Source organism: Candidatus Phaeomarinobacter ectocarpi (genome assembly GCF_000689395.1).
GTDB lineage: Bacteria > Pseudomonadota > Alphaproteobacteria > CGMCC-115125 > CGMCC-115125 > Pyruvatibacter > Pyruvatibacter ectocarpi.
In genome coordinates, this window is sequence record NZ_HG966617.1 from 1,857,359 (window position 1) to 1,882,383 (window position 25,025).

23 protein-coding genes are annotated in these 25,025 nt (G+C 59.4%); 13 read left to right on the forward strand and 10 right to left on the reverse strand.

The features are described 5' to 3' along the window. Positions 1-633, reverse strand: coding sequence for a TetR/AcrR family transcriptional regulator (locus BN1012_RS08955; RefSeq protein WP_043950856.1), 633 nt, complete (start codon positions 631-633; stop codon positions 1-3). Positions 634-721: 88 nt separating this feature from the next. On the opposite strand from BN1012_RS08955, the gene BN1012_RS08960 reads away from it, so the two are divergent. Then, positions 722-2,305, forward strand: coding sequence for a carotenoid oxygenase family protein (locus BN1012_RS08960; protein ID WP_052534923.1), 1,584 nt, complete (start codon positions 722-724; stop codon positions 2,303-2,305). 134 nt (positions 2,306-2,439) lie between these two features. Here the strand turns inward: BN1012_RS08960 and BN1012_RS16860 are convergent, their stop codons facing one another. Beyond that, entirely contained in the window at positions 2,440-3,294 is an 855-nt protein-coding gene (locus tag BN1012_RS16860) for a hypothetical protein (protein ID WP_052534932.1), read from the reverse strand. A 212-nt stretch (positions 3,295-3,506) separates the two neighbouring features. Here BN1012_RS16860 and BN1012_RS16865 point away from each other — a divergent pair, with 212 nt between their 5' ends. Genes BN1012_RS16865 through BN1012_RS08980 form a run of 3 tightly spaced genes read left to right on the forward strand, consistent with a single transcriptional unit; the run spans position 3,507 to position 6,814 of the window. Beyond that, positions 3,507-4,322, forward strand: a complete 816-nt coding sequence (locus tag BN1012_RS16865) for a glutathione S-transferase family protein (protein WP_052534937.1) — start codon at positions 3,507-3,509, stop codon at positions 4,320-4,322. Beyond that, entirely contained in the window at positions 4,322-4,972 is a 651-nt protein-coding gene (locus tag BN1012_RS08975; RefSeq protein WP_043949353.1) for a TetR/AcrR family transcriptional regulator, read from the forward strand. Before BN1012_RS16865 ends, BN1012_RS08975 begins: the two co-directional genes overlap by 1 nt. Positions 4,973-5,032: 60 nt before the next feature. After that, positions 5,033-6,814 carry an FAD-dependent monooxygenase gene (locus tag BN1012_RS08980; RefSeq protein WP_043949354.1) on the forward strand — a complete coding sequence of 594 codons (1,782 nt, stop codon included), beginning with the start codon at positions 5,033-5,035 and terminating at the stop codon, positions 6,812-6,814. Positions 6,815-6,826: 12 nt separating this feature from the next. Here the strand turns inward: BN1012_RS08980 and BN1012_RS08985 are convergent, their stop codons facing one another. Both BN1012_RS08985 and BN1012_RS08990 read right to left on the reverse strand, forming a co-directional pair. After that, a complete protein-coding gene (locus BN1012_RS08985; protein ID WP_043949355.1) occupies positions 6,827-9,964 on the reverse strand; it encodes an efflux RND transporter permease subunit in 3,138 nt (1,045 codons plus the stop codon). 24 nt (positions 9,965-9,988) lie between these two features. Then, positions 9,989-11,167, reverse strand: coding sequence for an efflux RND transporter periplasmic adaptor subunit (locus tag BN1012_RS08990; protein ID WP_145973441.1), 1,179 nt, complete (start codon positions 11,165-11,167; stop codon positions 9,989-9,991). Positions 11,168-11,378: 211 nt separating this feature from the next. Here BN1012_RS08990 and BN1012_RS08995 point away from each other — a divergent pair, with 211 nt between their 5' ends. From BN1012_RS08995 to BN1012_RS17560, 3 genes are all read left to right on the forward strand, one after another. After that, the gene (locus BN1012_RS08995; protein WP_052534941.1) at positions 11,379-11,858 is read left to right on the forward strand and encodes a winged helix-turn-helix transcriptional regulator; all 480 of its coding nucleotides are present in this window, start codon (positions 11,379-11,381) and stop codon (positions 11,856-11,858) included. A 245-nt stretch (positions 11,859-12,103) separates the two neighbouring features. After that, complete coding sequence (locus BN1012_RS09000; RefSeq protein ID WP_052534947.1) at positions 12,104-12,724, forward strand: PAS domain-containing protein; 621 nt, start codon at positions 12,104-12,106, stop codon at positions 12,722-12,724. A gap of 81 nt (positions 12,725-12,805) precedes the next feature. Further along, complete coding sequence (locus BN1012_RS17560) at positions 12,806-13,060, forward strand: hypothetical protein (protein WP_145973442.1); 255 nt, start codon at positions 12,806-12,808, stop codon at positions 13,058-13,060. Here BN1012_RS17560 and BN1012_RS16870 read toward each other — a convergent pair. The 5 genes from BN1012_RS16870 to BN1012_RS09030 form a co-directional block, all read right to left on the reverse strand. Further along, positions 13,057-14,547 carry a pentapeptide repeat-containing protein gene (locus BN1012_RS16870; RefSeq protein WP_052534950.1) on the reverse strand — a complete coding sequence of 497 codons (1,491 nt, stop codon included), beginning with the start codon at positions 14,545-14,547 and terminating at the stop codon, positions 13,057-13,059. The two genes, BN1012_RS17560 and BN1012_RS16870, sit on opposite strands and share 4 nt — an antisense overlap. A gap of 131 nt (positions 14,548-14,678) precedes the next feature. After that, positions 14,679-16,340, reverse strand: coding sequence for a choline dehydrogenase (locus BN1012_RS09015; RefSeq protein WP_043949357.1), 1,662 nt, complete (start codon positions 16,338-16,340; stop codon positions 14,679-14,681). 206 nt (positions 16,341-16,546) lie between these two features. Next, positions 16,547-17,410 (reverse strand): OmpA family protein, encoded by an 864-nt coding sequence (locus BN1012_RS09020; protein WP_043949358.1) that lies wholly within the window; start codon positions 17,408-17,410, stop codon positions 16,547-16,549. 154 nt (positions 17,411-17,564) lie between these two features. Beyond that, a complete protein-coding gene (locus BN1012_RS09025) occupies positions 17,565-18,071 on the reverse strand; it encodes a DUF2059 domain-containing protein (protein WP_171815939.1) in 507 nt (168 codons plus the stop codon). Positions 18,072-18,184: 113 nt separating this feature from the next. Beyond that, positions 18,185-18,943 (reverse strand): SDR family NAD(P)-dependent oxidoreductase, encoded by a 759-nt coding sequence (locus BN1012_RS09030; protein WP_043949360.1) that lies wholly within the window; start codon positions 18,941-18,943, stop codon positions 18,185-18,187. Positions 18,944-19,178: 235 nt separating this feature from the next. On the opposite strand from BN1012_RS09030, the gene BN1012_RS09035 reads away from it, so the two are divergent. The 4 genes from BN1012_RS09035 (at position 19,179) to BN1012_RS09050 (ending at position 22,783) form a co-directional block, all read left to right on the forward strand. Further along, the gene (locus tag BN1012_RS09035) at positions 19,179-19,805 is read left to right on the forward strand and encodes a PilZ domain-containing protein (protein ID WP_043949361.1); all 627 of its coding nucleotides are present in this window, start codon (positions 19,179-19,181) and stop codon (positions 19,803-19,805) included. A 123-nt stretch (positions 19,806-19,928) separates the two neighbouring features. After that, the gene (locus BN1012_RS09040) at positions 19,929-21,008 is read left to right on the forward strand and encodes a lipid A deacylase LpxR family protein (RefSeq protein WP_052534954.1); all 1,080 of its coding nucleotides are present in this window, start codon (positions 19,929-19,931) and stop codon (positions 21,006-21,008) included. Positions 21,009-21,109: 101 nt separating this feature from the next. Next, on the forward strand, positions 21,110-21,613 hold the full coding sequence (locus BN1012_RS09045) for an RT0821/Lpp0805 family surface protein (RefSeq protein ID WP_052534957.1): 504 nt from the start codon (positions 21,110-21,112) through the stop codon (positions 21,611-21,613). 420 nt (positions 21,614-22,033) lie between these two features. Then, entirely contained in the window at positions 22,034-22,783 is a 750-nt protein-coding gene (locus tag BN1012_RS09050) for a transglutaminase-like cysteine peptidase (RefSeq protein WP_043949362.1), read from the forward strand. 164 nt (positions 22,784-22,947) lie between these two features. Here BN1012_RS09050 and BN1012_RS09055 read toward each other — a convergent pair whose 3' ends face one another. Then, on the reverse strand, positions 22,948-23,739 hold the full coding sequence (locus tag BN1012_RS09055) for an enoyl-CoA hydratase-related protein (protein WP_043949363.1): 792 nt from the start codon (positions 23,737-23,739) through the stop codon (positions 22,948-22,950). A gap of 255 nt (positions 23,740-23,994) precedes the next feature. Here BN1012_RS09055 and BN1012_RS09060 point away from each other — a divergent pair, with 255 nt between their 5' ends. After that, positions 23,995-24,372 carry a DUF4870 family protein gene (locus tag BN1012_RS09060; RefSeq protein ID WP_043950866.1) on the forward strand — a complete coding sequence of 126 codons (378 nt, stop codon included), beginning with the start codon at positions 23,995-23,997 and terminating at the stop codon, positions 24,370-24,372. A 14-nt stretch (positions 24,373-24,386) separates the two neighbouring features. Then, positions 24,387-25,022, forward strand: coding sequence for a hypothetical protein (locus tag BN1012_RS09065; RefSeq protein ID WP_043949364.1), 636 nt, complete (start codon positions 24,387-24,389; stop codon positions 25,020-25,022). Positions 25,023-25,025: the final 3 nt, after the last annotated feature.

Genomic DNA, 25,025 nt, shown 5'->3' on the forward strand with positions numbered 1-25,025 from the left:
TCAGCGCGGCCGTGAGACAGGCAACTGCGACGTCAGGGTATCGGCAAAAGCAGCAATCTCTTCGACGGTGCTGCCCGCCTCTATGCGCTTATCGACAATGAGCATGGACGCCCCATGCACGAGCGACCAGGCGGCTGTGCAGGCGGTGTCGATGTCCGCATCACTTGCGCCTGGCAGGCAGGCCGCAACGCCGTCACGCAGCATAGTGAAGCTTTCAGACGCAATGACGAGCAGATCGTCATATTTCTCGGCGACGGCAAAGCGCGGACCATGCATCAGGCGAAACAGTTCCGGATTCTCAAACGCGAAAACGATATAGCCAGCGCCCAGGCCACCCATATGGGCGCCGGAGTTTTTAGCCCCCGACGACCGTTTCGCCATCTCGGCAGATAATCCGGCAAACCCTTCAGCTGCGATGGCGGCCAGAAGTGCATCCTTGTCTGCAAAGTGATGGTAGGGCGCGGCCTGGCTGACCCCGGCCTCCCGCGCCACGCCGCGCAGGGAGAGACCTTCAACGCCGCTTTCCTCCAGCACACGCCGCCCTGCAGCCACCAGCTCCCGCTTCAGGTCGCCATGGTGGTAAGCCGCAGATTTGCTCGCATTTGCAGGTTTTTTCGCCGGTTTCTTCGCCATGGTCATTTCTAATCTTGACAGCGTTAGAATGCAACCTATCTTAACGGCGTAAAGATTGTTTCAATCCGCTCTGCAGGGAGAGCTCAGAATGACCAAGGACTCCAACAGCCAGTCGGCCAGCCAACCAGCAGGCCAGTCAACGGGATTGACCCGCCGCCGTGCTCTTCTCACCGGCACAGGTGCCGCCGCGGCCGCCTTGATCCCCATGTCCGCTCAGTTGTCGACCAGAGGTTTCATGTCATCAGCACACGCATCAACAACCACGAAAGCGGCCCCTCACTGGATGACCCTGCTGGGGGTCTCTGAACAGGGCGGCCGCAACTATGTGCCCGAAATCGAAGGCACCCTCCCCGCGGACATGTCCGGCACGCTCTACCGCAACGGGCCCGGCCTGTTTGAGCGCAACGGCTACCGCAAGCAGCACCTGCTGGACGGCGACGGGCTGGTGCAGCGCCTGGCGATCCGCGACGGCAAGGCCCATTACTCAAACGCCTTCGTCGACACGCCGAAACTGCAGGCCGAGGAAGAAGCCGGCAAGTACCTGCACGCCACCTGGACGACACGCCGCCCCGGCGGCGTCCTGTCCAATCTCATGGGCGGCGACATTTCAAGTCAGGCCGGTGTGACGGTCTATCCCGTGAACGGCAAGATCGCCGCGCGCGATGAAGGTGGGGCGACGTTCCTGCTCGATCCTGAAACCCTCGAGACGCGCTCCACCCTCCCCACCTCTGCCATCTCCGGCGGGTACAAGGCGCACGCCAAACTGGACCCCACCACCAATGAATGGATTCTGGCCGGTCAGGGATTTGGCCCCACCATGTCGCTGCATGTGTCCGTCTACAAACCGTCCATGGAGCTGGCGACCGAGTTCAGCTTTGACTCACCGCGACAGGTCTACATCCATGATTTCTTCGCCACGAAGTCCAGCATCATCTTTGTGCTGCACCCGTGTAATTTCTCGCCGGTCGGATTCCTGGCAGGCTTCAACAGCGTTACGGATAGCCTGACTTTCGACAAGTCGCAGGGCACCATTCTGGCGGTTGTGCCCAAGTCCGGCGGCGACCCGAAGTTCTTTGATGTGCCCGGCTCGTTCATGTGGCACGCCCTGAACTCATATGAGGCAGGAGATGAAATCATCGCGGACTTTGTCGGCTACGATGACCCGGACCACTTCATCGGCGACAACCCGTTCTTCAAGCAGATCATGAACGGCAAGATGGGCAACGCCCAGCGCCCCGGCACCATCCGTCGCTATGTCATGTCACTGAGCACCGGCAAGGCGCGCGAAGAAATTCTTGATACGGACAATCACGAGTTCCCCATGACGGATCCCCGTGTTCAGCTTGGCGCACATAAGGTCGGCTACTATGCAGTTGGCGGCATTGGTGGCGTGAACAGCGGCGTCAAGCGCATGGACATGCAGTCGGGCAAAACGCAGGTGTTTGATTTCGGCATCGACAATGCGCAGGTCGGCGAGCCCGTGTTTGTGGCCCGCGATGAACAGTCCGGCGCCATTGACGATGGCTGGCTGATCGCCCAGTGCCTTGACGCAAAGAGCGAGCGCACCTTCTTTGGTGTGTTTGATGCCAATGCCGTTGACGCAGGGCCACTGGCAAAAATCTGGCTCAGCCACCACGTACCGATTTCTTTTCACGGCGGCTGGGCAGCCTGATTGACCTGCAGGCGGACTGCACAAAAGAAAGCGGGCGTTCAGGTCCCCCAACCTGAACGCCCGCTGGTAAAGATGAAGGCTGCACCAAGGACAGTCAGCGCGCTTTCACCTTCAACTCTCCTGTCGGAAAGCCTCTAGTAAACGCGACCGCCAACACCACCCGTGAGCACAAGGCCGCCAAGATCAGCGGCACTGCCGTGACCACCGCTCGCAGCACCTGTGCCACGATGAATAAGCACTTCGGCGAGCGGGCCACCAGCGAGCTGCGCATGACCGAGGTCCGCACGACGTTCTTCAGGAGCACAGGCGAGACGGCCAGCCTGGCCAAAGCGCAGAGCTTCACCGCCCTGGCACTCGATGACAAAGCCATTGGTGTAGTCAGCGTGGCCATTGACCCATTCACCCACCGTGGCCCCCAGCGCATATCCGGCGGGGCAGCGGAACACTTCGCCCTTGTAGTCCACACCGATTTCAGCCGGCGCAACACGCCATGCGTTGGAAAGATGACCCTTGCCGTCAATGCACTCTGCCTTCACAGGCTTGGGCGCAAGAGGCTCCACCACGTCGATCTTGCCCAGGGCAACCGGTGTCGGCTGCATGATGACAAAAGATGATCCGCCGCCACCGCCGATAAAGACGGTTTCGTTGTTGATGACTTCACGCTCGATGATGGTGGTCTCGCGAATGGTTTCGCGCTCGATGATTGTTTCTTTTTCGCGGAACGTCTCCGTGCCACCGTCCTTCTTGTCTTTCTCGCCGTTAAACATCGGCACATGCACGTTGGGAACGGGCACGGATACATTGAAGACGTGGGTGGAAACCTTCGGCACGCCAACGGACACATGCGGTGCGTTTGGCATTTTCGGGCCGTGGCCGCCGTAACTTCCCTTGCCCTTTTCAGGACCGGCGAAGGAAACAGCGCCAAGCAGCGTTGCAGTGAGAGACACTGACAAGGCGCCGACGGCAGCAATCCGGGATACGTGTTTCATTTTGGCACTCCTGCGGGTCATTCAGGGGGGCAAATGACCCAGTTTCTGTCCTAAAGCGGCCAATTCGCCGCTGATGTGACAGAAAATGCAGTTTGTGTGCCGCCATGCCGACATTTCGCCAACATACTAATTTATTCGATTGACAAGCCAAACCTGTTACTGTTCAAGTGACCAGCGAATTGTTATTCATTCGAATAATTTTGAGGCTGCTCATGCTGACCCTGTTTCACAATGCTGTCTCCACCTGCTCCCAGAAGGTGCGGTGGATGCTTTCTGAAAAGCAGATGGAATTCGCGTCGCGGGAAATCGACCTTCTGGCCGGGGAGCAACACGCGGATTGGTACACCAAGATCCATCCCGATCACGTGGTGCCCGCCCTTCTCGACGATGAAACGGTCATTCTCGAGTCGTCCCTGATCATGATGTATCTGGATCAGATCGGTGGCGGCGAACCGCTTGTCCCCGATGATCCTCTTGAAGCGCATCGAATGCGGTCATGGACACATCTGATTGATCACAAGATCCACGCAGAAGCAGCCGTCATCACGTTCGCGCTCGGCCCCCGGCACCTCGTAAACGCACAGCCCGCTGAAACACGCGAGGCAGCCATTTCCCGCATCGTCGATCCAATTGCCCGCGCACAGCGGCGGAGTGTTCTTGAGCACGGCGTAGAGGCCCCCGAATTCAAAACTGCGATCGAGCGCTTCATCAAGATGCTGGATGAAATGGAAACGCGGCTCCAACACGCCCAGTGGCTTGCAGGAGCGGCACCAACAATCGCCGATGGCGCAGTCCTGCCCTATGTGCTGCGGCTGGAGCATCTTAGCTTGGACAACATGATCGCAGCCTATCCCGGTGTCACCGCATGGCTTGCACGCATGAAGCAACGCCCAAGTTTTGCAAGCGCCGTTGAGCAATGGATCCCTGACGAGGTCATCGCCTTCCTGAGGCAGATGGCCCCTGGCGACCAAGACGCACTCCAGCAACTTCTCCATGACATTGAGACCACAAAGAAGGACGCATCCTGATGGTTCGTGATGATTCAAAATCTGAAAACGCCGCATCGGCAAAGTCCGGCGGCACCGCGCGCTCCAAAAAGCGTGAAGAAACATCCGCCCGCATTGTGCATGCAGCGCGGCAATCCTTTGCCAAGCGTGGATTTCATGGCACCAGCACCCGTGACATCGCCAGCGTGGCAGGCACCAATCAGGGATTGATCACCTACCACTTTGGCACCAAGGACGTGCTATGGCGCGCTGCTGCGGACAATCTGTTTGAAGAAATTGGCGAACGCCTGTTTGACCGCCTCACCCAGCCGCAATCAGCTGACGAGCGGGAGAACGCACGCGAGTCCATAAGAGAGTTCGTCCGCTTCTCTGCAGAATATCCTGAGTTCTTCTGGCTCATGGTGGATGAGGGCAAGAACGCGGATGAGCGGCTCGACTGGCTGATCTCGACCCATCTGCGCCCACGCTTTGAGGCCCTGTCAGACTACATGCTCAATGCACTTGGCTACGCCGAAGAAGACTTGCCCCACGTCTACTACACACTCGCTGGCGCCGCGTCCCTGATCTTTGCGGTTGCGCCTGAGTGCCGGCAACTCACCGGAATCGACCCCCTGAAAAAAGAGACTGTTGAACGCCACGCGGATTTTGTCGCGCGGCTCATCATCACGTGACGCCAGACAGATCCAGACGCAAGACCGGTCCAGTCAGCAGGCAGGAAAAGGAACACACCCATGAAAACCATAGAAACTGACGTTCTCATCGTTGGCGCCGGCCCCGCAGGTCTTACAGCTGCAAGTCTGCTTGCCCGCTCAGGCGTTGATGCGCTGACGCTGACCAAATACGGCACTGCTAACGCGCCCCGTGCACACATCACCAACCAACGCGCCGTCGAGGTTTTCAGAGACCTCGGCATCGAGGAGGAAGCGCAGGCAAATGCCCTGCCCCACCTCCTCATGGGCAAGCAGGTATACGCAACGACATTCGCCGGCCGCGAACTGTCCCGGATGATGACCTGGGGCACGGGCGATGACCGGATCGGTGACTATCGGGCTGCCAGTCCGTCGGAGATGTGCAACATCGCGCAGAACACACTGGAACCCATCCTGCTCCGCCGCGCGCAAGAGTTGGGCGCGGACATCCGGCAAGACCATGAAGTCCGCTCAATCAAGGACATGGGCGACTTTGTGGAAGCCCATGTCGTGCCCAGAGACGGATCACCGGAATTCAAGGTCAGGGCGCGCTACGCTATCGGTTGCGACGGATCGCGCACGGTCGTGGGCACTGACGGCGGATTTGAGTTTGAAGGTGTAATGGGTCTCCGCGATGCCGTGACAGTCTGGATCGATGCCGATCTGAGCCGCTATACGGCTCACCGCTCCGGCGCGTTGTTTGTCACCCTCACGCCGGGAAGCACCGGCACCATGGGCGTTTGGACCTGCGTCAAACCGTGGACCGAGTGGAGCACCATTTTGTTGCGCGCCGAAGGGGACCCGCACGACCTCGGTGAAGAAACGATCAGGGAGAGTATCCGCGCATCCATTGGCGACGACAGTGTCGAGTTTTCAATCCGCAAGGCCAGCTCCTGGCAGTTCAACCATATGGTTGCGTCCAACTATCAGCGTGGCCGTCTCTTCATCGCCGGGGACGCAGCGCACCGCCATCCTCCTGCAAACGGGCTGGGCAGCAACACATCCATTCAGGACAGTTACAACCTGGCCTGGAAACTCGCTTTGGTGGTTAAGGGTCATGCAAGCGAAGACCTGCTGCGCACCTACACGGTAGAGCGGCAACCGGTGGGCCGGCGGATCATCGACCGGGCCATCCAGAGCGTCATGGAGATGGTCGAATGGATCAACATTTTTGACTTTGGGCCGCAGACAAGCTGGGACGAGGCAAACCAGAAAATTGATGAGATTTTTGGCCCCGATGGAGGCCCCGAACGGCAGAAGATTTTTGAGGCTCTGAAGTTGCAGAACGGACAGTTCAATGCCCATGGCGTTGAACTGGGCCAGAGCTATCAATCCGACGCTGTGGTCGGTGACGGATCAAGCGTCAAGCCGTCTGACCGGGACGCAGACCAGTTTCATGTGCCGACAACAGTACCCGGAAACCCGGTTCCCCATGCATGGCTGACGGTGGGTGACAAAGACACGTCAACGCTTGATCTGTGCAAATACGATCAGTTCACCCTCATAGTGGGGGCCGACGGCGGCAAATGGATGGACGCCGTGGAAAGCGTGGCGTCTGAGCTGGGCGTAAAGATGGAAGCCGTCCAAGTATCTCTCGGCCTGCCCATCAATGATGTGTACGGAGACTGGACCGAGAGGCGCGAAGTCAGTGACGATGGATGCGTTCTGGTCCGTCCCGACCGCATCGTAGCCTGGCGATCCATGGACATGAGCAGCGACCCGGAGGCCGCGCTGCGTGACGTGATGTCGAAGGTCCTTGGCTCAGGCAAGACCGCCACGTCAGCGGATTCAATCGAGAGCAAGGAACCCGCCGCAGTCGCTTAGTAAAAGCCGCCCCTACTCCGCAGGCGCAATGCGCCCCTTGAGCCGCTGTTCTTCTGCCCGCCTTGCTTCGCGCCGGGCGATCCAGATGAACAGGGCTGGGGTGAAGTACAGCGCCAGGATGGCTGAGCCGCCCACACCACCGGCAATGCCGGTGGCCATGGGCTGCCAGAAGCGACCGCCGAACAGGATCAGCGGCAGGAAACCGCCGACCGTTGTCAGGGTCGTGGAGATGATGTGGCGGCTGGCATTGATCACAACGTCTTCCGCCGCCTGCAGATCGCCCTCCTTGGCCCCGTCATCGGCCCTGAGTGCCGAGAGCACGATGATGGCCCCGTTGATGGCAAGGCCCACCAGACCCATGGTGCCGACGATGGCAACGAAGCCGAGCGGATTGCCGAACAGCCAGACACCGAACAGCGCCAGACCGACGGACAGGAAAGCCACCGCAAAGACGATGCCCGCATAGCGGAACGAGTTGAACGACAGGATGATGGACGCAGCCATCAACACCAGCAGCGGACCGGCAAAGGCGGCAAAGCTGCCCAGTGCCTCTGACTGGTTTTCCGCGTCGCCACCAAACTCAAACCGGTAGCCGCGCGGCGGCTCGTAGTTTGCGTCTGCCATGTGCTGACGGAACTCGGCGAGATTTTCAGCCGGCAGTTCAAACGGCACCAGGAACCCCTGAATGGTGTTGGTGCGCTCGCCATTGCGCCGGGTGATACCCGCAAGCTCGGGAACAAGTCCGATTTCCGCAATCGCCGTCAGCGGCACGCCGGGCATGCCGTTATTCGTCAGCGGGCCTCGAATGGTCGGCAGAATGTACTCGGAGCGAATGTCGCTGATCTCACCGCGACCCCCATCACCCACGCGCACCCGCACGGGCAGCTCTTCTGTCGCCTCCACAACGGAGCCGCCAACAGACCCTTCAAAGGACGCATCGAGCGAGCGGGCAATATCAACCGCCTGCAGACCCGCATTCTTGGCCTCGTCCTCATTGGCAATGACGCTTAGCTTCGGCTGGCCGCCAGCCAGCTTGGCAATCGTGTAGGTGACGCCGGACGTGCGGTGCATGATGGCGCGCAGCTTTTCGCCCTCCTCCCGCAGCACGTCCAGATCCGGACCAACAACGCGCACTTCAAGCGGCGCGTCGGCCGGTGGCCCCTGCTCGAACGGGACAGCCAGGATGGTGGCGTTCGGGAACGTATTGCGCAGGTCGTTCTGGATCTGCGGCAGATATTTCAGCGTGGCATCTCCCGAGACCGTGCGCACAAAGGCACCCGCATAGGACGCCAGCCCTTCGGATGAATTGGTCATGGTGTAGAAGACGCGCGGCGCGGGATCGCCAATCACCCAGTAGCTGTCGACGACGGACTCATGGCTGTTGAGCCGCTCGCGGATCTTCTCGACTTCCACACGCGTCTCCGCGAGGGATGTCTGCGCCGGCAGGAACACCTGCACCTGAAACATGTCGCGGTCATTGGCCGGGAAGAACTGGTTTTCCAGCGACCCGGCCATGGTGAAGCCCACAATTGGCAACACCATCGCAACCGCGACACCGATGATCGGCCGCCGCAGAATGAGTCGGATGCTCCTGCGATAGAGGTCAGCCAGCTCGCGGTTGACGTAGCCGTCTTTCCACCACACCTGCTCGCGGCGGGTGTCGGCGTCATTGTCGTTGGACACGAACCCGGCGATCGCCGGAATGACGGTCATGGCGAGGAAGAACGAGCTGCTCAGTGCCATGATCACGCCGATGGCCAGCGGCCCCACGAACTCTCCTGCTCCGCCCGGCGCCAGGAAGATCGGCGCGAAAGCCAGACAGGTGGTCAGCGTCGACGCGAACAACGGCACAAACAGATGCGAGATTGTTTCCGATATGGCTTCGCCGGGACTCGCGCCGTTTTTGCGCGCGGCATTGAAGTCATCGACCACCACAATGGCGTTGTCGATCAACAGGCCCAGCGACACGATGATGCCCACCATGGATGTCTGGTGCAGCGGCATGCCGATGAGGTTGTAACCGATGAACACCATCAGCACGGATAGGGGCAGGGCTGCGCCAACAAGCAGCGCCGATTTCCAACCCAGGGTAATCAGCAACACGCCCATGACGATGGCTGCACCCAGCAGCATGTTGGAGCCAAGCTCAATAAGGCGCGCCGACGTATAGACATTCTGGTCAAACACAATGACCTGCTTGATGCCGCGCGGCAGGTCTGCCTCGAAGTCCTCAAGGATGTCTGCGGCGCGAATGGACCACACGTCCACACGTCCACCCGCTTCCATCTCGGCCGAGACCATGACGCCGCGTTCACCGCGCACCAGTGCCAAGCTGCGCGGCGGGTCACGCACACCCTTGGTGACGGTCGCGATGTCGCGCAGGCGAACAATCTGGCCGTCAGGGCGTTGCTTGATCGGCAGATCGGCAATCTGCGTGATGCTCTGCAATTCGCCTGTCACCTCAATGGACAGATCATTGACCGAGTTGCGGATTTGACCGGCGGACACCTTGGCGTCTGCCAGCGTGATGGCCCGCGAAATTTCCGCGACGCTGAGATTGAGCGACGACACCGCCACCGCATCAAGGGTCACGAGCACTTCTTCTTCGGCCTCGCCATGCAGGTCCGTTTCGCGGGTGCCGGGAATGTTCAGCAGGCGGTCTTCAAGGTCATCCGCAAGGCGGGTCAGAATATCAACCTGGGGCGGTCCTTCTTGATCCCACACCAGACCGACCACGATGGTGACGGCGGTTGATGAGCGATCCTGAAGGTCGGGCTTGGAAGCCGCAGGCGGCAGCACCGCTTCGGCTTCGGTGAGTTTGTTGCGCGCCTTGGACCAGATCTGGTCAGGCACCATCACATAGTCATGCAGCTCGATACGAACGAGGGACGTGCCCGCCCGCGAGTCAGAATTCACTTCCTTGATCTCAGGAACTTCGCGCAGACGCTCTTCAATGGGCTGCGAAATCAGGCTCTCCATCCGCAGTGCGTCAGCACCGGGCATGAAGGTAATCACCGTGGCAAAGCGCCGGGTCAGTGCCGGGTCTTCCTGGCGACCCAGACTGGAAAACGCCAGCCAACCCGCAATGATGATCAGGCCCAGTGTCAGGGCTGTCAGACGCGGATTTCGATAAAACAGGTTCGACCACATATGCGCTGCCGCCTTTGCTAAACGCTACTGGACGCTGGATTGACTGACTTGGGCAGTGCTGTTGCCCGCCGGTGGCTCGACGATCCGCACACGCTGACCCGGCGCCAGACGGTGCGATCCTTCCACAACATAGGCTTCGCCATTCTTGAGTGTGCCGCGCACAAAGGCCCGGTCTGCTTCCGTATGGAGCAGCTGCACCGTGCGGCGTTCAACGATCCCGGCGTTCTTGGGTGCCTGAGCTGCCGCATCGCCTGTGGCTGTGTCAGGTGCCACAACGAACAGCGCCCACAGTCCGCGCCGCCCTTCGGTGAGCGCTGCAAGCGGCACCCAGAACCCTGGTTCGGTCATTGTCTGCGTGAGTGTCACACGGGCAAGTTCACCGGCACGCACCTGAGAAAACGGCGCTTCAACAACGAAGATGGCGTTGACCGTGCGCGTCTCGGCATCAACCTCGGACACGACGTTGGACAGGGCTGCGGGGTAAAGCTGACCGCGCACTTCAATCTGATGGATTTTGCCGTCATCCAGTCCAATCAAAGCGTCCGGCGGAATGCCGATATGCGCTTCAAGGCTGGCGCTTTCCAGCAGGCGGAAGATCGGCTGTCCGGCATTCACCACCGTGCCCTCATCCACCATGCGCGCGACCACATGACCGTCATAGGGCGCGCGGATGGATGCAAGCTCGATGGCTACTTCAAGCGACGTGATGCTGGCGCGGGCACCGGCAAGCTGCGCCGCAATGGCCTGCCCCTCAAAGCGCGCTTCGTCGTAGCGCTGCTGGGAGACGTTTTTGCGCTCAAGCAGCTTCTTCTGCCGCTCAACGGTTACCTTGGACAGGGACAGTCGCGCGCTGGCTTCACGTTCCTGCGCGCGGGCCTGTGCCAGTTGCGCTTCAAGGCTGCGGATGTCGAGGGAGGCAAGAACATCACCCGCCTTCACCACGGCCCCTTCATCAACAGTGACAGAGGCAAGAAGACCCGGACGTTCAAACCCAAGATTGCTGGAGCGGCTGGCATTGATGCGTCCGGCATAGCGGGCCTGCACATCATAGGTGTCGGTCATCTCGACTTTGGCAGTGACTACCGGCATCAACCGGTCCCGGTCGATGCTCTGGCTGATCGCATCCGGCGCGCCGCTGAAGAAGAAAACCGTGGCGCCCGCTACCAACAAAACGGCGATGCCCAACAAAAGACGTCTGTTCACGCTCTAACCCCACCCACTTTGCGCGCCGGCGATACATGCCGCCGTCAGCCACTGGTCAGTTACGCTGGGCAACCGCAACCGGACCACAGCGGATCCGGATAGTCAGTTGCACCACGCAACTTAGGTTGTCATGGTAGGTTGCTTCATGCAACGTACTAGACACAAAATTCCCCAAAAAACTGCGGGAAATGCCCGTTAAGGAGATACATGGGTGCGCCGGACCAGTTTTGCCAACTCTGATTGCACACTTGCCGGGTCGCTGGAGATCATCGGCGAATGGTGGACAATGCTGATTATCCGTGAGGCCCTGACCGGTTACCGGCGGTTTGAGGACTTTCGGGAGCGCCTCGGCATCGCCCGCAATATTCTGACGCGCCGCCTCCGCCATCTGGAAGCCAATGGCATTCTGGAACGTGTCCAGTACCAGGACCGTCCGCCACGCTATGAGTATGTGCTGACCCAGAAGGGCAAGGAACTGGGCATCGCCCTGATGGCGCTGGCCCAATGGGGCAACAAATGGAAGACGGCCGGCGACACCCCCGCCCCCATCCGCTTCAACAGCGCCGAAACCGGGGCCCCGTTGGAAGTGCGCATCATCGATACGGCCACTGACCAGCCGATTTACTATAAATCCGTGGTGGTCACCCCGCCCGACGGCATCACCCGGCACCCGGGCAAAGACAGCGAGTAACGCAAAAACCGCTGTTTTCTGGGCCCTTCCGGCCTTTTCCACAGAAAAATCACTCTTATCCCACGGCTCTCCCCACTGCGACGCGGGGCTGGCATGGCGTGTGCTCTTTTACGTCCAACGGGCCCAATCGGGGGCTTTTCTGTGCCGCAGCGGCACGGAAGTGTCCCGGATAAGCCCATCGGATCAATCAGGGACGCTTTCTTAGGACACTTGGGAAAGCCGACAGCCAAAAGAGCGCGTATCCAATGACCAAAACGCGAGCCGCACGAGACCTCCTTGCTTACTGGTACCGGTTGTCTGCCGGCCGACAGGCCCCGCGCCGCGACGAGATTGAACCGCGCGACATCAAACGGCATTTGCCCGAGATGTTCATTCTGGAACTCGAACGGCCCGGCGTCTTCACCTTCCGCCTGGCAGGCACGGCGCTGTGCGCCAATTATGGCTTTGAACTGCGCAACGAAGAGTTTTCGTCCCTCTGGCACGGCGAAAGCCGCGTTACGGTGACAAGCCTGCTGGAGCGCGTTGTCGGCAACGCTGAACCTGTGCTGGTTGAGTTTGCTGCTGAGAGCATGCGCGAACGCAATGTGCGCTTTGAACTTCTGCTTCTGCCGCTTGCCGCATCAAACGGCCGCCTCTCCCGCGTCCTGGGCTGCGTCGCCCCGCTGGAAGATCCCTTCTGGCTCGGCACTGACCCGATCGTGCGTCAGTGGACTGAAACCATCGAAGTGCTGGATGCCGAAGAAGGCGAGACCATTCCCATGACGGAACGTGTCGAGCTGGACGTGGAAGATAATCCCCACGCACCACCCGCCATCGCGTTTCGCGAAGTGCGCCCGTACCTGCGGCTGGTCAAGACAGACAATTAGCAGGCTCACGCCCTCGCTCGTCAGGCTGATGTGAGACACGTTTCTACGTTGGTATTTACTTGAGTAAACTGTCTACTACTCTTGGCAGAGCTAAAGGCGGCGGCGATGCAATACGGCGGGAAAAAATATAGCTACATTCGCGGAAGTGACGTGGACCGGGACGGTATGTTCATTGAGGTCGCTGATCATCTGAAGCCAGCGGAACCGGTCATCGAAGTATTTTACTCCGATGAGACGCACAAAATGCGCGTTACGCTTTTTGAGAAAGATGTCCCCTTGGAACTGCTGCAATGGGCAATTTCACTCGCGCAAGAGCAGCTCCCGCCACGCACCTAGGACGCGGCGGGCATCACCAGTTCATCATCAAAGTCGATGAGCTGAACGCGAAGTTCGTCCGCACCCTTGGCGCCTCGCAGGTCCACACCACTGAGTGTGGCTCCACGCAGGTCAGCGCCGCGCAAATCAACATCCACCAGAATGGCACCGGTCAGGTCTGCGTCCCGCAGATCGGTCTTGAAAAGGGACCCGCCGGTGAGATCAATGCCGCGCATGTTTGTCTTGCGAAGGTCGCCGCCCGATAGGACCGCGCCATGGGCCCGCACCGGCCACTTCTTGCCGCCAAGGCCACCGATGGGCATGGGCGAAAGATCAGCATTCATCATCACAACACCATTGGCCTTGATGCCGGAGAGCTTTGCACCACGCAGATCAGCAAAAGCCATGCGGGCCTTTCTGAGATGCGCGCCTTCAAGGTCGCTCATGGTGAGGTTCACGTGAGACAGGTTGGCATCCGCCAGGACCGTGTCGCGCATGTCGGCAGCCGGCAGTTTTGCCCGCGCCGCTTCAAGGCCGGTCGCATCAATGCCGCGCGCCTTGAGCTGGCGGCCATGCTGACCAAGACTTGCCACCCACAATCCATGGTCCTGGATCATGTCTTCGATGGTTTCGCCGTCGGCGGTGCGTTTTTGAGGGATGATGGCACCGGTCACATCTGCATGGGTCAACTCACTGCGGGTAACCTGAGAGGCTGTAAGATCAGCACCCTGAAGGTTCGTTCCGTCCAGCACGCCACCCACAAGCGTTGCACCACGCAGGCAGCAGCCCGACAGGTCAGCATCAGTCAGGTCGCAACCGGTAAAGATCACACCTGAGAGATTTGAATCGCACAGTTGCGTCTTGCGCAGCTTGGCATTGGTGAAATTTGCGTCCGTCAGGTCCGTGCCGCTCAACTGCGCGCGAACAACACGTGCGCCTTCAAAGTTCACTTCCCGCAGGGTCGCGCCTGACATATCAGCACTGGCATCAATGCCATTGAAGTAGGCAAGATTGCCGCCGCCATCCCGCGCCATGATCATGCCGTCACGAATGTCGGCGCCTTCAAGATTGCTGCCCTCAAAATCCGCGCGGGCAAATGTCCCGCCGCGAAGATCAGCGCGCATGAGATTGGCGCCGCGAAAAGACGCACCGGTGAATTCGGCACTGAAAAAATTGGCGCCCGTCAGATCTGCGCCATCAAACTGGGCGCCGTCACCGCTCACACCGACAAATTCCGCTTCCCGCAAATCAGCACCGCGGAAATCCATATGCTCAATGCATTGAAATGACAGGACCAGCCGCTGACCACCTTTGCGCCCGGTGATGAAGTTCCGGTGACGCGCCAATGCAATGCGCAGACTGCGTTCGTCCGGGCCTTCCTGCGTTGCCACCACGCTTGACGGCATGGCGTTCGCCGGTGCGGCTTTGAGACCTACGCCAGGACCAAGCGGCGACCGCGTCCGAATGCGCCCGCGCGTGCCTGATGTTTTTGCTTTTTGATCGCCCATAACGTGGGAATTCCTCCATTCAGGAGAAACTACAACCAAACACTACAGGGCAAGATAAGGCAGCAGCCCGAACTGGACTAAAATCAATTTCAAATTTTAGACAGTTCGGGCCCGATACCTGCGCAATAAACCTACTCAGCAGCTGCTGCTGCCTCGCGGTCTTCGGCAATCTTTACATTTTCAGGCGCAAGCGCAGACCGGCCACGGATCATGTCGGCGGTCTTTTCCGCAATCATGATGGTTGGCGCATTGGTGTTTGCCCCGACCAGCGTCGGCATGATGGAGGCATCCACCACACGCAGACCCTCAACGCCCCGCACCTTCATGCTCGGATCAACAACCGCCATGTCGTCGGTGCCCATCTTGCAGGTCCCGACCGGGTGATAGAGCGTTTCAGCTGTTGCACGGATCCAGGCATCCAGCTCGTCGTCGGTGTTGACGTCTGCCGGTGGCTTGAGCCGTTGACCGCGATACTGGTCAAAGGCCTGCTGGCGGAACACTTCTTCCGTGCGGCGAATGCCGTCGCGCATGGCGCGGCGGTCGTTTTCAGATTCGAGATAATTCGGCTGCAGCAGTGGTGCGTCCAGTGGATCAAGCGACTTGAGCGCAAGGTATCCACGGCTTTCAGGCCGCGTTGGATACATGACGCAGGAAAAGCCGTGCTTGTCCGTAATGCCGTCGCGACCGTGCGGATCACCCATGGCAACACTCACATAATGAAGCTGGATATCCGGCAGATCGAGGTCAGGCCGCGTCTTGAAGAACGCGCCGGCCGCAGTTGGCGGGTAAGACGCGTCGCCCGTGCCGAACAGCAGATAGGAAAGCCCTGCCTTGATGCGGTTGATTGGAGAAGCAGCCCGATGAAGCGTCACAGGCTGCGTGCATTCAAACTGGCTGACAACACCCAGGTGATCCTGCAGGTTCTGCCCAACGCCCTTGACGTCGGACACAACATTCATGCCCCACTTGCGCAGATAGTCGGCATCACCAATGCCAGACAGCAAAAGGAGTTGCGGCGAATTGATGGCACCGCCGGACAGGATCAGTTCCTTGTCCACCTGCACCTGCTTGGTTTCACCATCCTGCACATATTCGATGCCGGAAACCTTGCTGCCATTGAACAGGATACGCGTTGTATGCGCGCCCGTTTCAGCCACGAGGTTGTCGCGGTCAAGCGCCGGCACCAGATAGGCCTGCGCAGCTGAGCAGCGCTTGGAGCCCTTGATTGTGTGTTCGTAGCGGGCAAAGCCTTCCTGCTGCGCGCCATTGAAGTCGTCCGTAGCCGGATGACCGGCCTGTTGGCCAGCTTCGACAAACACATCCATCAGGATATCATTCGTCCGAACTGATTTTTGAACGTGCAAGGGGCCTTCCTGACCGTGGAACGTCGTGTCGTCACGGTTGGAGCGTTCGGCTTTCTTGAAGTACGGCAGGCAGTCCGCATAGGCCCAGCCCGGATTGCCGAGCTGACGCCACAAATCGTAGTCGCGCGCATGACCGCGGGTATAAACCATCGCGTTGATGGACGATGACCCGCCCCACCCGCGACCGCGCGGCCAGTAGAGCTTGCGGTTGTTCAGATGCGTCTGACCTTCCGTTTCGTAGCCCCAGTTATTTTCATTCTTGCTGCCGACAATCTGGGAATAGCCAGCGGGCATGTGAATGAAGGTGTTCTTGTCCTTGGGACCGGCTTCCAGGATCAGCACCCGGGCGCCTTCGTCCTCGCTCAGACGGTTCGCAAGCACACAGCCCGCGCTGCCCGCACCCACAATCACATAATCAAACGCTTCCATCGTTTCCTGCCTTTACTGCAAAGGCGCGCGTTACTCTTTGGCTGTCCCAAATGAGCCGCGCCGCCCTACGCGCCATATAGTCGACGCGGCTGCCCATTTCGAGCAGCCGCGCCAAATCACATAAGTGACAATACCGTAAAAAGTGACGCCCGCGTCAAGTTCTATTCAACGCAGCGTCAATAGCGGGCGGAACTCCGCCCGCAGCCTTACGGAACCAGCTGGATTTCCACCCGGCGGTTAAGCGCCTCGCGGACATTGTCGCCCGTCTGCACAGCCAGCTGTGTCTCGCCATAAGCCACTACACGGATCGCATCAGGCAGCGCGCCCAGCTCGATCATGGTGGCTTTCACAGCTTCTGCGCGGCGCAGCGACAGCGCATCATTGTAGGACGCCCTGCCGGATGTATCCGTGTGGCCACCCAGAACAATCTCGCCGTGCCCGCCGGTGCGTGCGGTTTCCATGGCAGCACCGATGACGTCCAGCGCGTCCGCGCGCAGGAACCACTCATCAAAGCCGAAGTAGGATGTGAAGGTGGCCGGATCTGGGAGCGTCACCTGCACCGGCGGGGGTGCGATCGATGCTTCAAGTGCGGCGATGCTTGAATTGAATTCCGACTGGCAGCGTGACACCGCAGCGGCATCGGAGTCTGGATCAATCGCCCGCAGATACCAGCAATCAAAAGCGGCCTGGGCGTTGGCGGCCTGCGCCGGCGCGGATGTGCGGCCGGACGACAATGCGCTCGTCAGACGGCTGCGCGCCGCGTCAAACGTGGCAATTGAGCCCCTGCCTGGCTGAAGAGCACCGGACACCGGCACCACGGGGGCAACAACCGTTCCCTGCGCTGCGGCAATGGCGCGCGACGCAAAGGCGTTGGACAGCTCTTCGTTGTCTTCTTCGTAGGCCCGGGCCGAATGATTGAGATAGGCGTCATAGAGCGCCTGTGTGAAAGGATCGCCCGACGGCGTCATTTCACGGGCATCGTCCAGCTGGTAGCTGGCGCAGGAAGACAGAAACACAGCAATCGCCACAAAGGCCGCATGCCGAATATTCAAACCAAATAGCTGACGCATGTTCTTATTGATCCCCAACGCAGGCGTTAACCGTAATTGCGGGGACAGTATCAGCGCTGGCAAAGCAGGCCAATGGCAGAATTGGCCGGAATTTAGGGAAACAATGCCCCAAATGACCCGCCCCTATGCAGCACTGCGCCAGCGGCGGGCAGACCTATATCTTGATGCCCTTCTTCGAGAGCCGCTGTTTCAGCCTCTCCATGGCTTGTGGCATCCGCGACTGCATGGCCTGCATGCCCAACTGCATCCCCTTCTGGGTCAGTGCGGGCATCTCCTCAATCATCCGACGTCCACTGTCGGATCTGTAGAACGCGACATAGTCTGTCAACTCCTCCTTGGTGAACGTATCTGCATACAGGGGAGCTGAAATCAACAGAACACTCTCGACCACACCGTTCAACTCTTCGGACATGACATCCGAGACAATCGCCAACTGGTCGCTTGTAAGTTGCGGATGCTGACGTTTGATGCCGGCAACCTGCAGCGGAACGAGCGTATCGATCATCCCTTTGGTGACATTGCCCGCCTGGCTCAGCTCTATCATTTCCTCAGCCAGCTGAAGTTTCTCGGCTCGCTCATCTGCATATGTTGCTTGCGTGGACAACGCCGACGCCAAAATGATCACCGCCAGTGACCGTGTCCAACCAAGATACTTTTCCACGCCCGTCTCCATCCCTGCCAATTCACAACCAAACACACCTGAACACCACTATCGCAATGTTTCGCTATGGGGTCGACTGCAAATTTCTGGAAGACGGGCCCAAATGGCAGCCGCTAGAATTCTTCCTTATACGGACGAAGATCGAGCTCAAGGGTCCAGGTGCTGGCATGCTGCATATGCAGGTTCCAGTATTCCGCCGCGACAGCATCCACGTTCAGGCCGCCATCTTCGCCTTTGGCTTCAAGGTATTCCGCAAAGCGGGACTTGAGCTGGGCGCCATCAACGCCGCCATCAATGACAGCGTGCCCCACATGCAATCCGCGCTTGCCGAACTCGCGGGCCATACCGTGGGCAAGAGCGCGCTCGGCAGCCTTTGCGGACGCAAATGCCGTAAAGGGTGGCCGCGCCCGCATGGATGCGGTTGCCCCGGTGAAGATGAGCGTGGCCTGGGTGTCGCGCACGCCCTCGCCTTCCGGCAGAACCCGCTGCGCCATTTCGCGGCCGACCAGGAAGCCACCGAAGGCACACAGGCGCCACAGATCCTCAAAGAACTCGTCCGACATGTCCGTCAGAGCGCTGAAGCGGTTATTGCCCGCGTTGTAGACAACAAGGTCAGGCTTGCCCGCACCCTGCTCTGCTGTATCGAACATCCGCTTCACGTCAGCGGTCTGGGTCGTATCCGCGACAATCGCCGTGGCCTTGCCGCCTGCGGCTTCAATTTCACTCACCACAACATCAAGCTTCGCCTGCGTACGACCAGCGACATAGACGTGCAGCCCTTCCGCGGCTGCGCGCCGGGCAATGGCCCCGCCAATACCTTCGGACGCGCCCACACCGACGATGAGCGCCACTGAACCTTTTTCGATCTTCATTCGATTTTCCCCTGCTCTGGTTGGCGGCCCGACCCGTTAACGCTTTGCTTACCCTGCAAATCCAGGCCCGCCGCCATGCGAAGCCCGTTCTGATTTCAAACCCACATATTGGGACACCCGGACGCCTTCGCCACAAAAATCTCTACCCGCAAATGCAACCTGCCGTTAACCCGCTCCATGAAACCATGACGGTCCGACATTCACCGACAACGCCCAACTGGGCGGGAGCGACACAATGGGCAGCATGGCAGACATCGAGCACGACGAGCGCCGCACATATCAGCGGATTCCCGTTGGCTATACGTCGCGTTGCCTGATGCCCGATGGCGGCGAATACGAAGGCATGGTGTCCAACATCTCCGCATGTGGCTGCTACATCGAACTTGATGCCTTCGCCACACGGCCTGACCCATCAGAGCGCGTCGTTGCCTATGTAGACAAACTCGGCCGCTTTGAAGGCGTGGTTGTCCGCAGTGCCGAAGACGGTTTTGCCCTCGAGCTTGAAATGACACCGCCAAAGCGAGAGCGCTTTGCCGCGATGCTGGCCAAAGTCGCCAATGGCGACCAGGCCGCCCTTGAAGAAATCCGCCGCCACCCCCGGGTGGACGCGGCTGACAAGCCCACCACACTCACCCTGGCCAACGGGTCAACGGGCAGCTGCAAGATCATCGACATGTCGTTGAGCGGTGCCTCCGTTGAAACCCACCTGCGCCCCACCATCGGTGTGTATGTGGAAATTGGCCGCATGCGCGGTCGCGTGGTGCGCCACCACGAAAACGGATTTGCCGTGGAGTTCGCCGAAGTGGCACCAACGCCCAAAGCCGTGATGCGCCATTTCGAGCCGTCTCATCAGACAATGTAGCCGCCTGTGCGTCTGAACGCGTATCGACGGCCTCCGTGTGAGTGAGGCCTGCGGCATCGTCTCGTTCGCGGCCACAAAAATGCCACTGGACCAATCAGGCGTCAGGCCAGTAGCGTCCGACTTATGACATCGATTCATTCTGCCCCATTGCTGGCGGCCCCTTTCCTGACTGCCGCTGCCAGCCTCACGCTGCTGGCCGCCATGATGGTAACCGCCACGCCCGCACACGCGGCGTCGGATACCTGTGGCAAAGACCGCCACAGCATTGCGTCCGTCCAGATTGAAAATGATCTTTTCGGCAATGGCGCAGACCGCAACTACACCCACGGTACCGCTGCCTCCCTCGTATCTGCCGGCCCTGTGCCGCAAATCCTCAAGGATATCGGCGACGGCACGCCGGGCTTTCGCCAAAGCGACCGGATGCAATTTTCCGTCTCTTTAGGGCAGTCCATCTTCACCCCGGACGACATTTCGGTTCCCACGTTGCAACGTGATGACCGGCCCTATGCGGGCTGGCTGAACATGGGCCTTGGTGTTGTTGCCTTCCATGATGGCTGCGATGGGGAGCCGGGACGCATCGATTCCCTTGAGATTGCAATCGGTGTCGTCGGTCCATGGTCACAGGCCGATGATGTTCAGATCACCTGGCACGACTGGATCGACACCGTGGAACCGCGCGGCTGGAGCAACCAGCTGAAGAATGAGCCCGGCATCGTCCTCACCTATGAACGCCGCCTGCCGCGCTCCATCGATGTGCAATGGATTGAAGACGCGCTGCCGTTTCGTCTTGAGGCAGACGCAACGCCACACTTTGGCTTTTCGGCTGGCAACATTTTCACCCATGCCGTCGCCGGTGCCACGCTGCGGGTGGGGACGGATCTGAGATCAACCGACGGCGTGCCGCGCATACGCCCGAGCCTGCCGGGATCGGCCTATTTCGAGCCAAGCGACAGCATCGACTGGCAGTTGTTCGCCGGAACGGAAGTGCGCGCGGTGGCCCGCAACATCTTTCTGGACGGAAATACCTTCCGCAAAAGCCACCGGGTGGAAAAAGAGCCGCTGGTGGCTGACTTCCAGGCCGGCCTGTCTGTCACCATCGGCCCGGCCCGCGTCAGCTTTACAAATATCTGGCGCAGCAAGGAATTCGTGAAACAGGACGCCTGGGACGAATTCGGCTCGATTTCCGCCGCTTTTCACTTCTAGCCAGGCCTGACACGGACCCGAGACCCGATTGCCGGGCAAAATGTCGCCAAACTGGAGTAGAATAACGCGTCTGCATGACTGTTCACGCTTAGGAGAAGACCATGACCTTGAGCTTCAAGTCGGTGACCACCGGGTTTTTGGCCCTTTTCGGCGCCTTAGCCATCCTCGCAGCATCGCCAAATCCAGCCCGCGCGGAATGCAGCGACACCAATACCGGCGGCATTGTCGGCGGCATCGCCGGTGCGGCCCTGGGTGGTTGGCTCGGCTCTCAGTTCGGTTCCGGTGGCGGCAAAACCGCCGCAACCATTGGCGGCGTGGTGCTTGGCGGCATCGCAGGCAACCAGCTCGGCAAGAACCTCACCTGTGAAGACGAGGAATATGTCGAAGACACCACCTATGAGTCCCTGGAAACCGGCGAAGACGTGGCCTGGAGCAATCAGGACAGCGGCAATTACGGCCATGTGCGCCCCGGAGAGGCCTACACCAATGCCCAAGGTCTTGAGTGCCGGACATTCGAACAGGAGATATATGTGGAAGGACGCCCGGTGAAGGACACGGGCACCGCCTGCAAGCAGCCCGATGGCTCCTGGCAGATCAGTTCCTGAGCCTATTTGGGGCTGAAAATGCCCCTTTGAGGGTGTGAGATCACCCTCAGACCGGACCGGCTGAAACTTTTTTCCAGTTTTTTGCATCTTTTTTGAAGGCGCGAGTCCCCAACAGGACCGCGCCTTTTCGCAGTTTCAGCGTCCGCGATGCGTGCCCCGCCCCAAGTATACTGGCGCCGGCTCAGCCTAGACCCATGCTGTTTTTGGCTGAATCCATGGCGTTTTGAGCGTAGGGACAATTCGGCACAAAACACCATAAAAATCGAAGTACAATCTAATCTGAATTAGCGCGATATGTAGATAAATATAGATGGGATTTATACTTATATCTACTTAAATACAGATGCGGAAATCAGAAGTATAGAAAAGGAATAAGCGCAACCTCTGCACATCTTTCAGAGTGACCAAGGGGTTGGTTCAATGTTTATTCTACGCAGCGCACTTATGCTGGCAGTCGTATTCGCACTTGCCGCATGTCAGACCACCGGCAGTTCGGCTTCGCCTAACGCGCCGGCTCAGTTTTCAAACGCAGCCATGCCTGCCACCAGTCAGTCCGCCAGGACCATGGTGGAAGGCGACCGGGCACGTCCGCCAATCGGCTATATCGGCTTTTGCCTTCGCCACCGCGAAGACTGTGAGCCGGACGCGGGCATTACCACTGCATCGACAGGTGCCGCGACCACAGCGAACCTGTCTCACGTGACTTTGACGCCGCAGAAGTGGCGCGAGCTCAACGAGGTGAACACCTATTTCAACCGCACCGTCCGTCCGGTCGAAGACATCGACCTTGTGCAGAAAATTGAGTGGTGGAGCTATGCCATCAACTCAGCCGGTGACTGCGAGGACTATGTGCTTGAGAAACGCCGCGCTCTTATTGCGCGAGGCTGGCCTGCCGACGCCCTTCTGATCACTGTTGTAAAGCATTGGAATGGCCAGGGTCATGCCGTGCTCACCGTCGTAACCGACAAGGGCGACCTTGTTCTCGACAACCTGGCAATGGGTATCGTGTCTTTCGACAAGGCCCCCTACTCCTGGCTGATGCGTCAGTCCCGCCAGCACCCAATGCACTGGGTGAAGCTTAACGGTGAAGGTACGTCCGTCCAGACCGCTGCCCACACTGCTTCTACCCAGAGCTCCAACTTCGTGGCGGAGGGCACTTCGGGCCTCTAATAGCGCCGACCCCGACGGAGGGTTTTCTGCCACGAAACCGATCGATCCTGCCGGACAGCTGGATCAATACCCGACCCCGCCGGACAGCGAGGTCAAACTAAAGAAGGCCGATACCGCCGGACAGCGGTGTCGGCCTTCCCGGTTTTTTGACCTGACGTTAAAGTCTAGCGACCCTTCCACACAGGCTTGCGCTTCTGGGCAAACGCCATCGGCCCTTCGATCAAATCTTCACTCTTGAAGAGTGCGTGCACCGCATCGTATTTGCCCGTCACTGCCTTTTCGAGATTTGCCTCATCCAGACCGCCGTAGACACTCTGCTTGGAGGCGCGAATGGACATCGGGCTACACGCTTCAATCTGCTTGGCCCAGTTCATCGCCACGTCCATGAGCTCCGCATGCGGAGCGACTTCATTGACAAAGCCCAGCGTCTGACCTTCAGCCGCAGGTACCACACGACCCGTAAGGATCATGCCCATGGCCTGCTTGACGGGTATCTGGCGCGGCAACCGGTGCAATCCGCCAGCAAGAGCAGCAAGCCCCACCTTGGGTTCCGGCAACGCGAAGGTCGCCTTGTCTGACGCAATGATGAGATCGCAGGCCAGGGCAATTTCAAACCCACCGCCCATGGCAACACCGTTGACCGCAGCAATGACGGGCTTGGTAATGCCATAGCGTGCGGTCAGTCCGGCGAACCCTGTCTTGGGAACTTCAATCGCGTTGCCTTCTGCCTGCCATTTGAGGTCATTGCCCGCAGAAAACGCGCGGTCGCCGGCACCGGTGATAATGGCAACCCAAAGATCATCGTCAGCCTCAAAAGCATCAAAGATCTTCTCCAGCTCAAAATTGGCTGGTGGATGCAGCGAGTTCATCCGGTCGGGACGGTTGATCGTGACCTTGAGCACATTGCCGTCGCGTTCAGCGGCAGAAAACTCAAGATTATTGAAGGCATCACTCATGGGGGCGCTCCGTATGTTGATTGTTCGCATGACGTTGCGTGGCGCGCCTGGAAGCCCAAAGCGCACACCACGTTCGCGGGCACAGTGCGACGGAGGCCCCGCCGCTTCAAGCCTGCGACGCACGCAAAGCTACATGCGCACACAAAAAGCCCGATGGACCCTGCGTCGGAGCTTCCCTATTCTTTTTGGCGAAGCATCTGAATTGATTCGGTGCAGATTTCATACGTGCATCTGACAGCAAGCGGAGAAGCGCCCATGACCGACCCAAACCAATCGGCGGCTCCGGTTCACGAGGAGCCCTCAAGCGCGCCTGACCCGCTGATGGCCCACATCACCTATGGCCTGTACGCCGTCGGCTTCCTCAACGGGCTGACGGCCATCGTCGGTGTTGTGATCGCCTATGTGCGTCGTCCAGACGTGAAGGGCACCTATCTTGAAAGCCATTTCACCTATCTGATCCGCACCTTCTGGATGTCGCTCCTTTACGGGATCATCTGCACACTGCTTTTGATCATCGGCATCGGCTTCATACTTTTCTTCGCTCTGGCGATCTGGGTCATCTACCGGATTGTCAAAGGCTGGATCAGACTTGCGGATGCCAAACCGGTCGATGATCCAACCAGCTGGATCTAGAAACACACATCCCTATGACCGACGCGCCTCACAGTCCGGGAGATGCAAGCCTCGACGATCCGTTCGACGGGCGCTGGGTGCTGCAGGTCAGTGGGCGCATTTATGGTCCCTATACGGGTCACGCTCTGCGCGACTATGTGCGGGAAGGCCGCGTCGTAGCCCACTCCATGCTCGCCCGCACCGGCCAGCCGGCAGGTGAAGAAGAATGGATGCCCGCAGCGCAGGACCCGGTGCTAAGCCAACTCTTCTCGGCAGCTGACACGGAACTCCTGCAGGTGCGCCAGGAGATGGACACGCCGTCCCCGTCGGGAGGCGGGCCGCAGGGGTTTGGATCAAAGAAGACGCAGACCGATCGACGCGACCAGCCCACGTCTTTCAACATCGTCATCATCACCGATGTGAAATCACGCTCAAGCGGCCCACTTGAAAACGCGTTGATGTCGCTGGGACCTGCCTACAAGATTTCAGCAAATGTCTGGGTCGTACATACGCCCTCCGGCGCACCGGAAGTCGTGAACCTGCTCACGCAGCATCTGGGCGGCAGCGACCGGCTGTTTGTCGTGGACGCCACGCGCAACCGCACAGCCTGGTTCAACATGGGCCCGGAAACCGACGCAAAGATCAGACAGGTCTGGAAGCAGGACAAGTAGGAT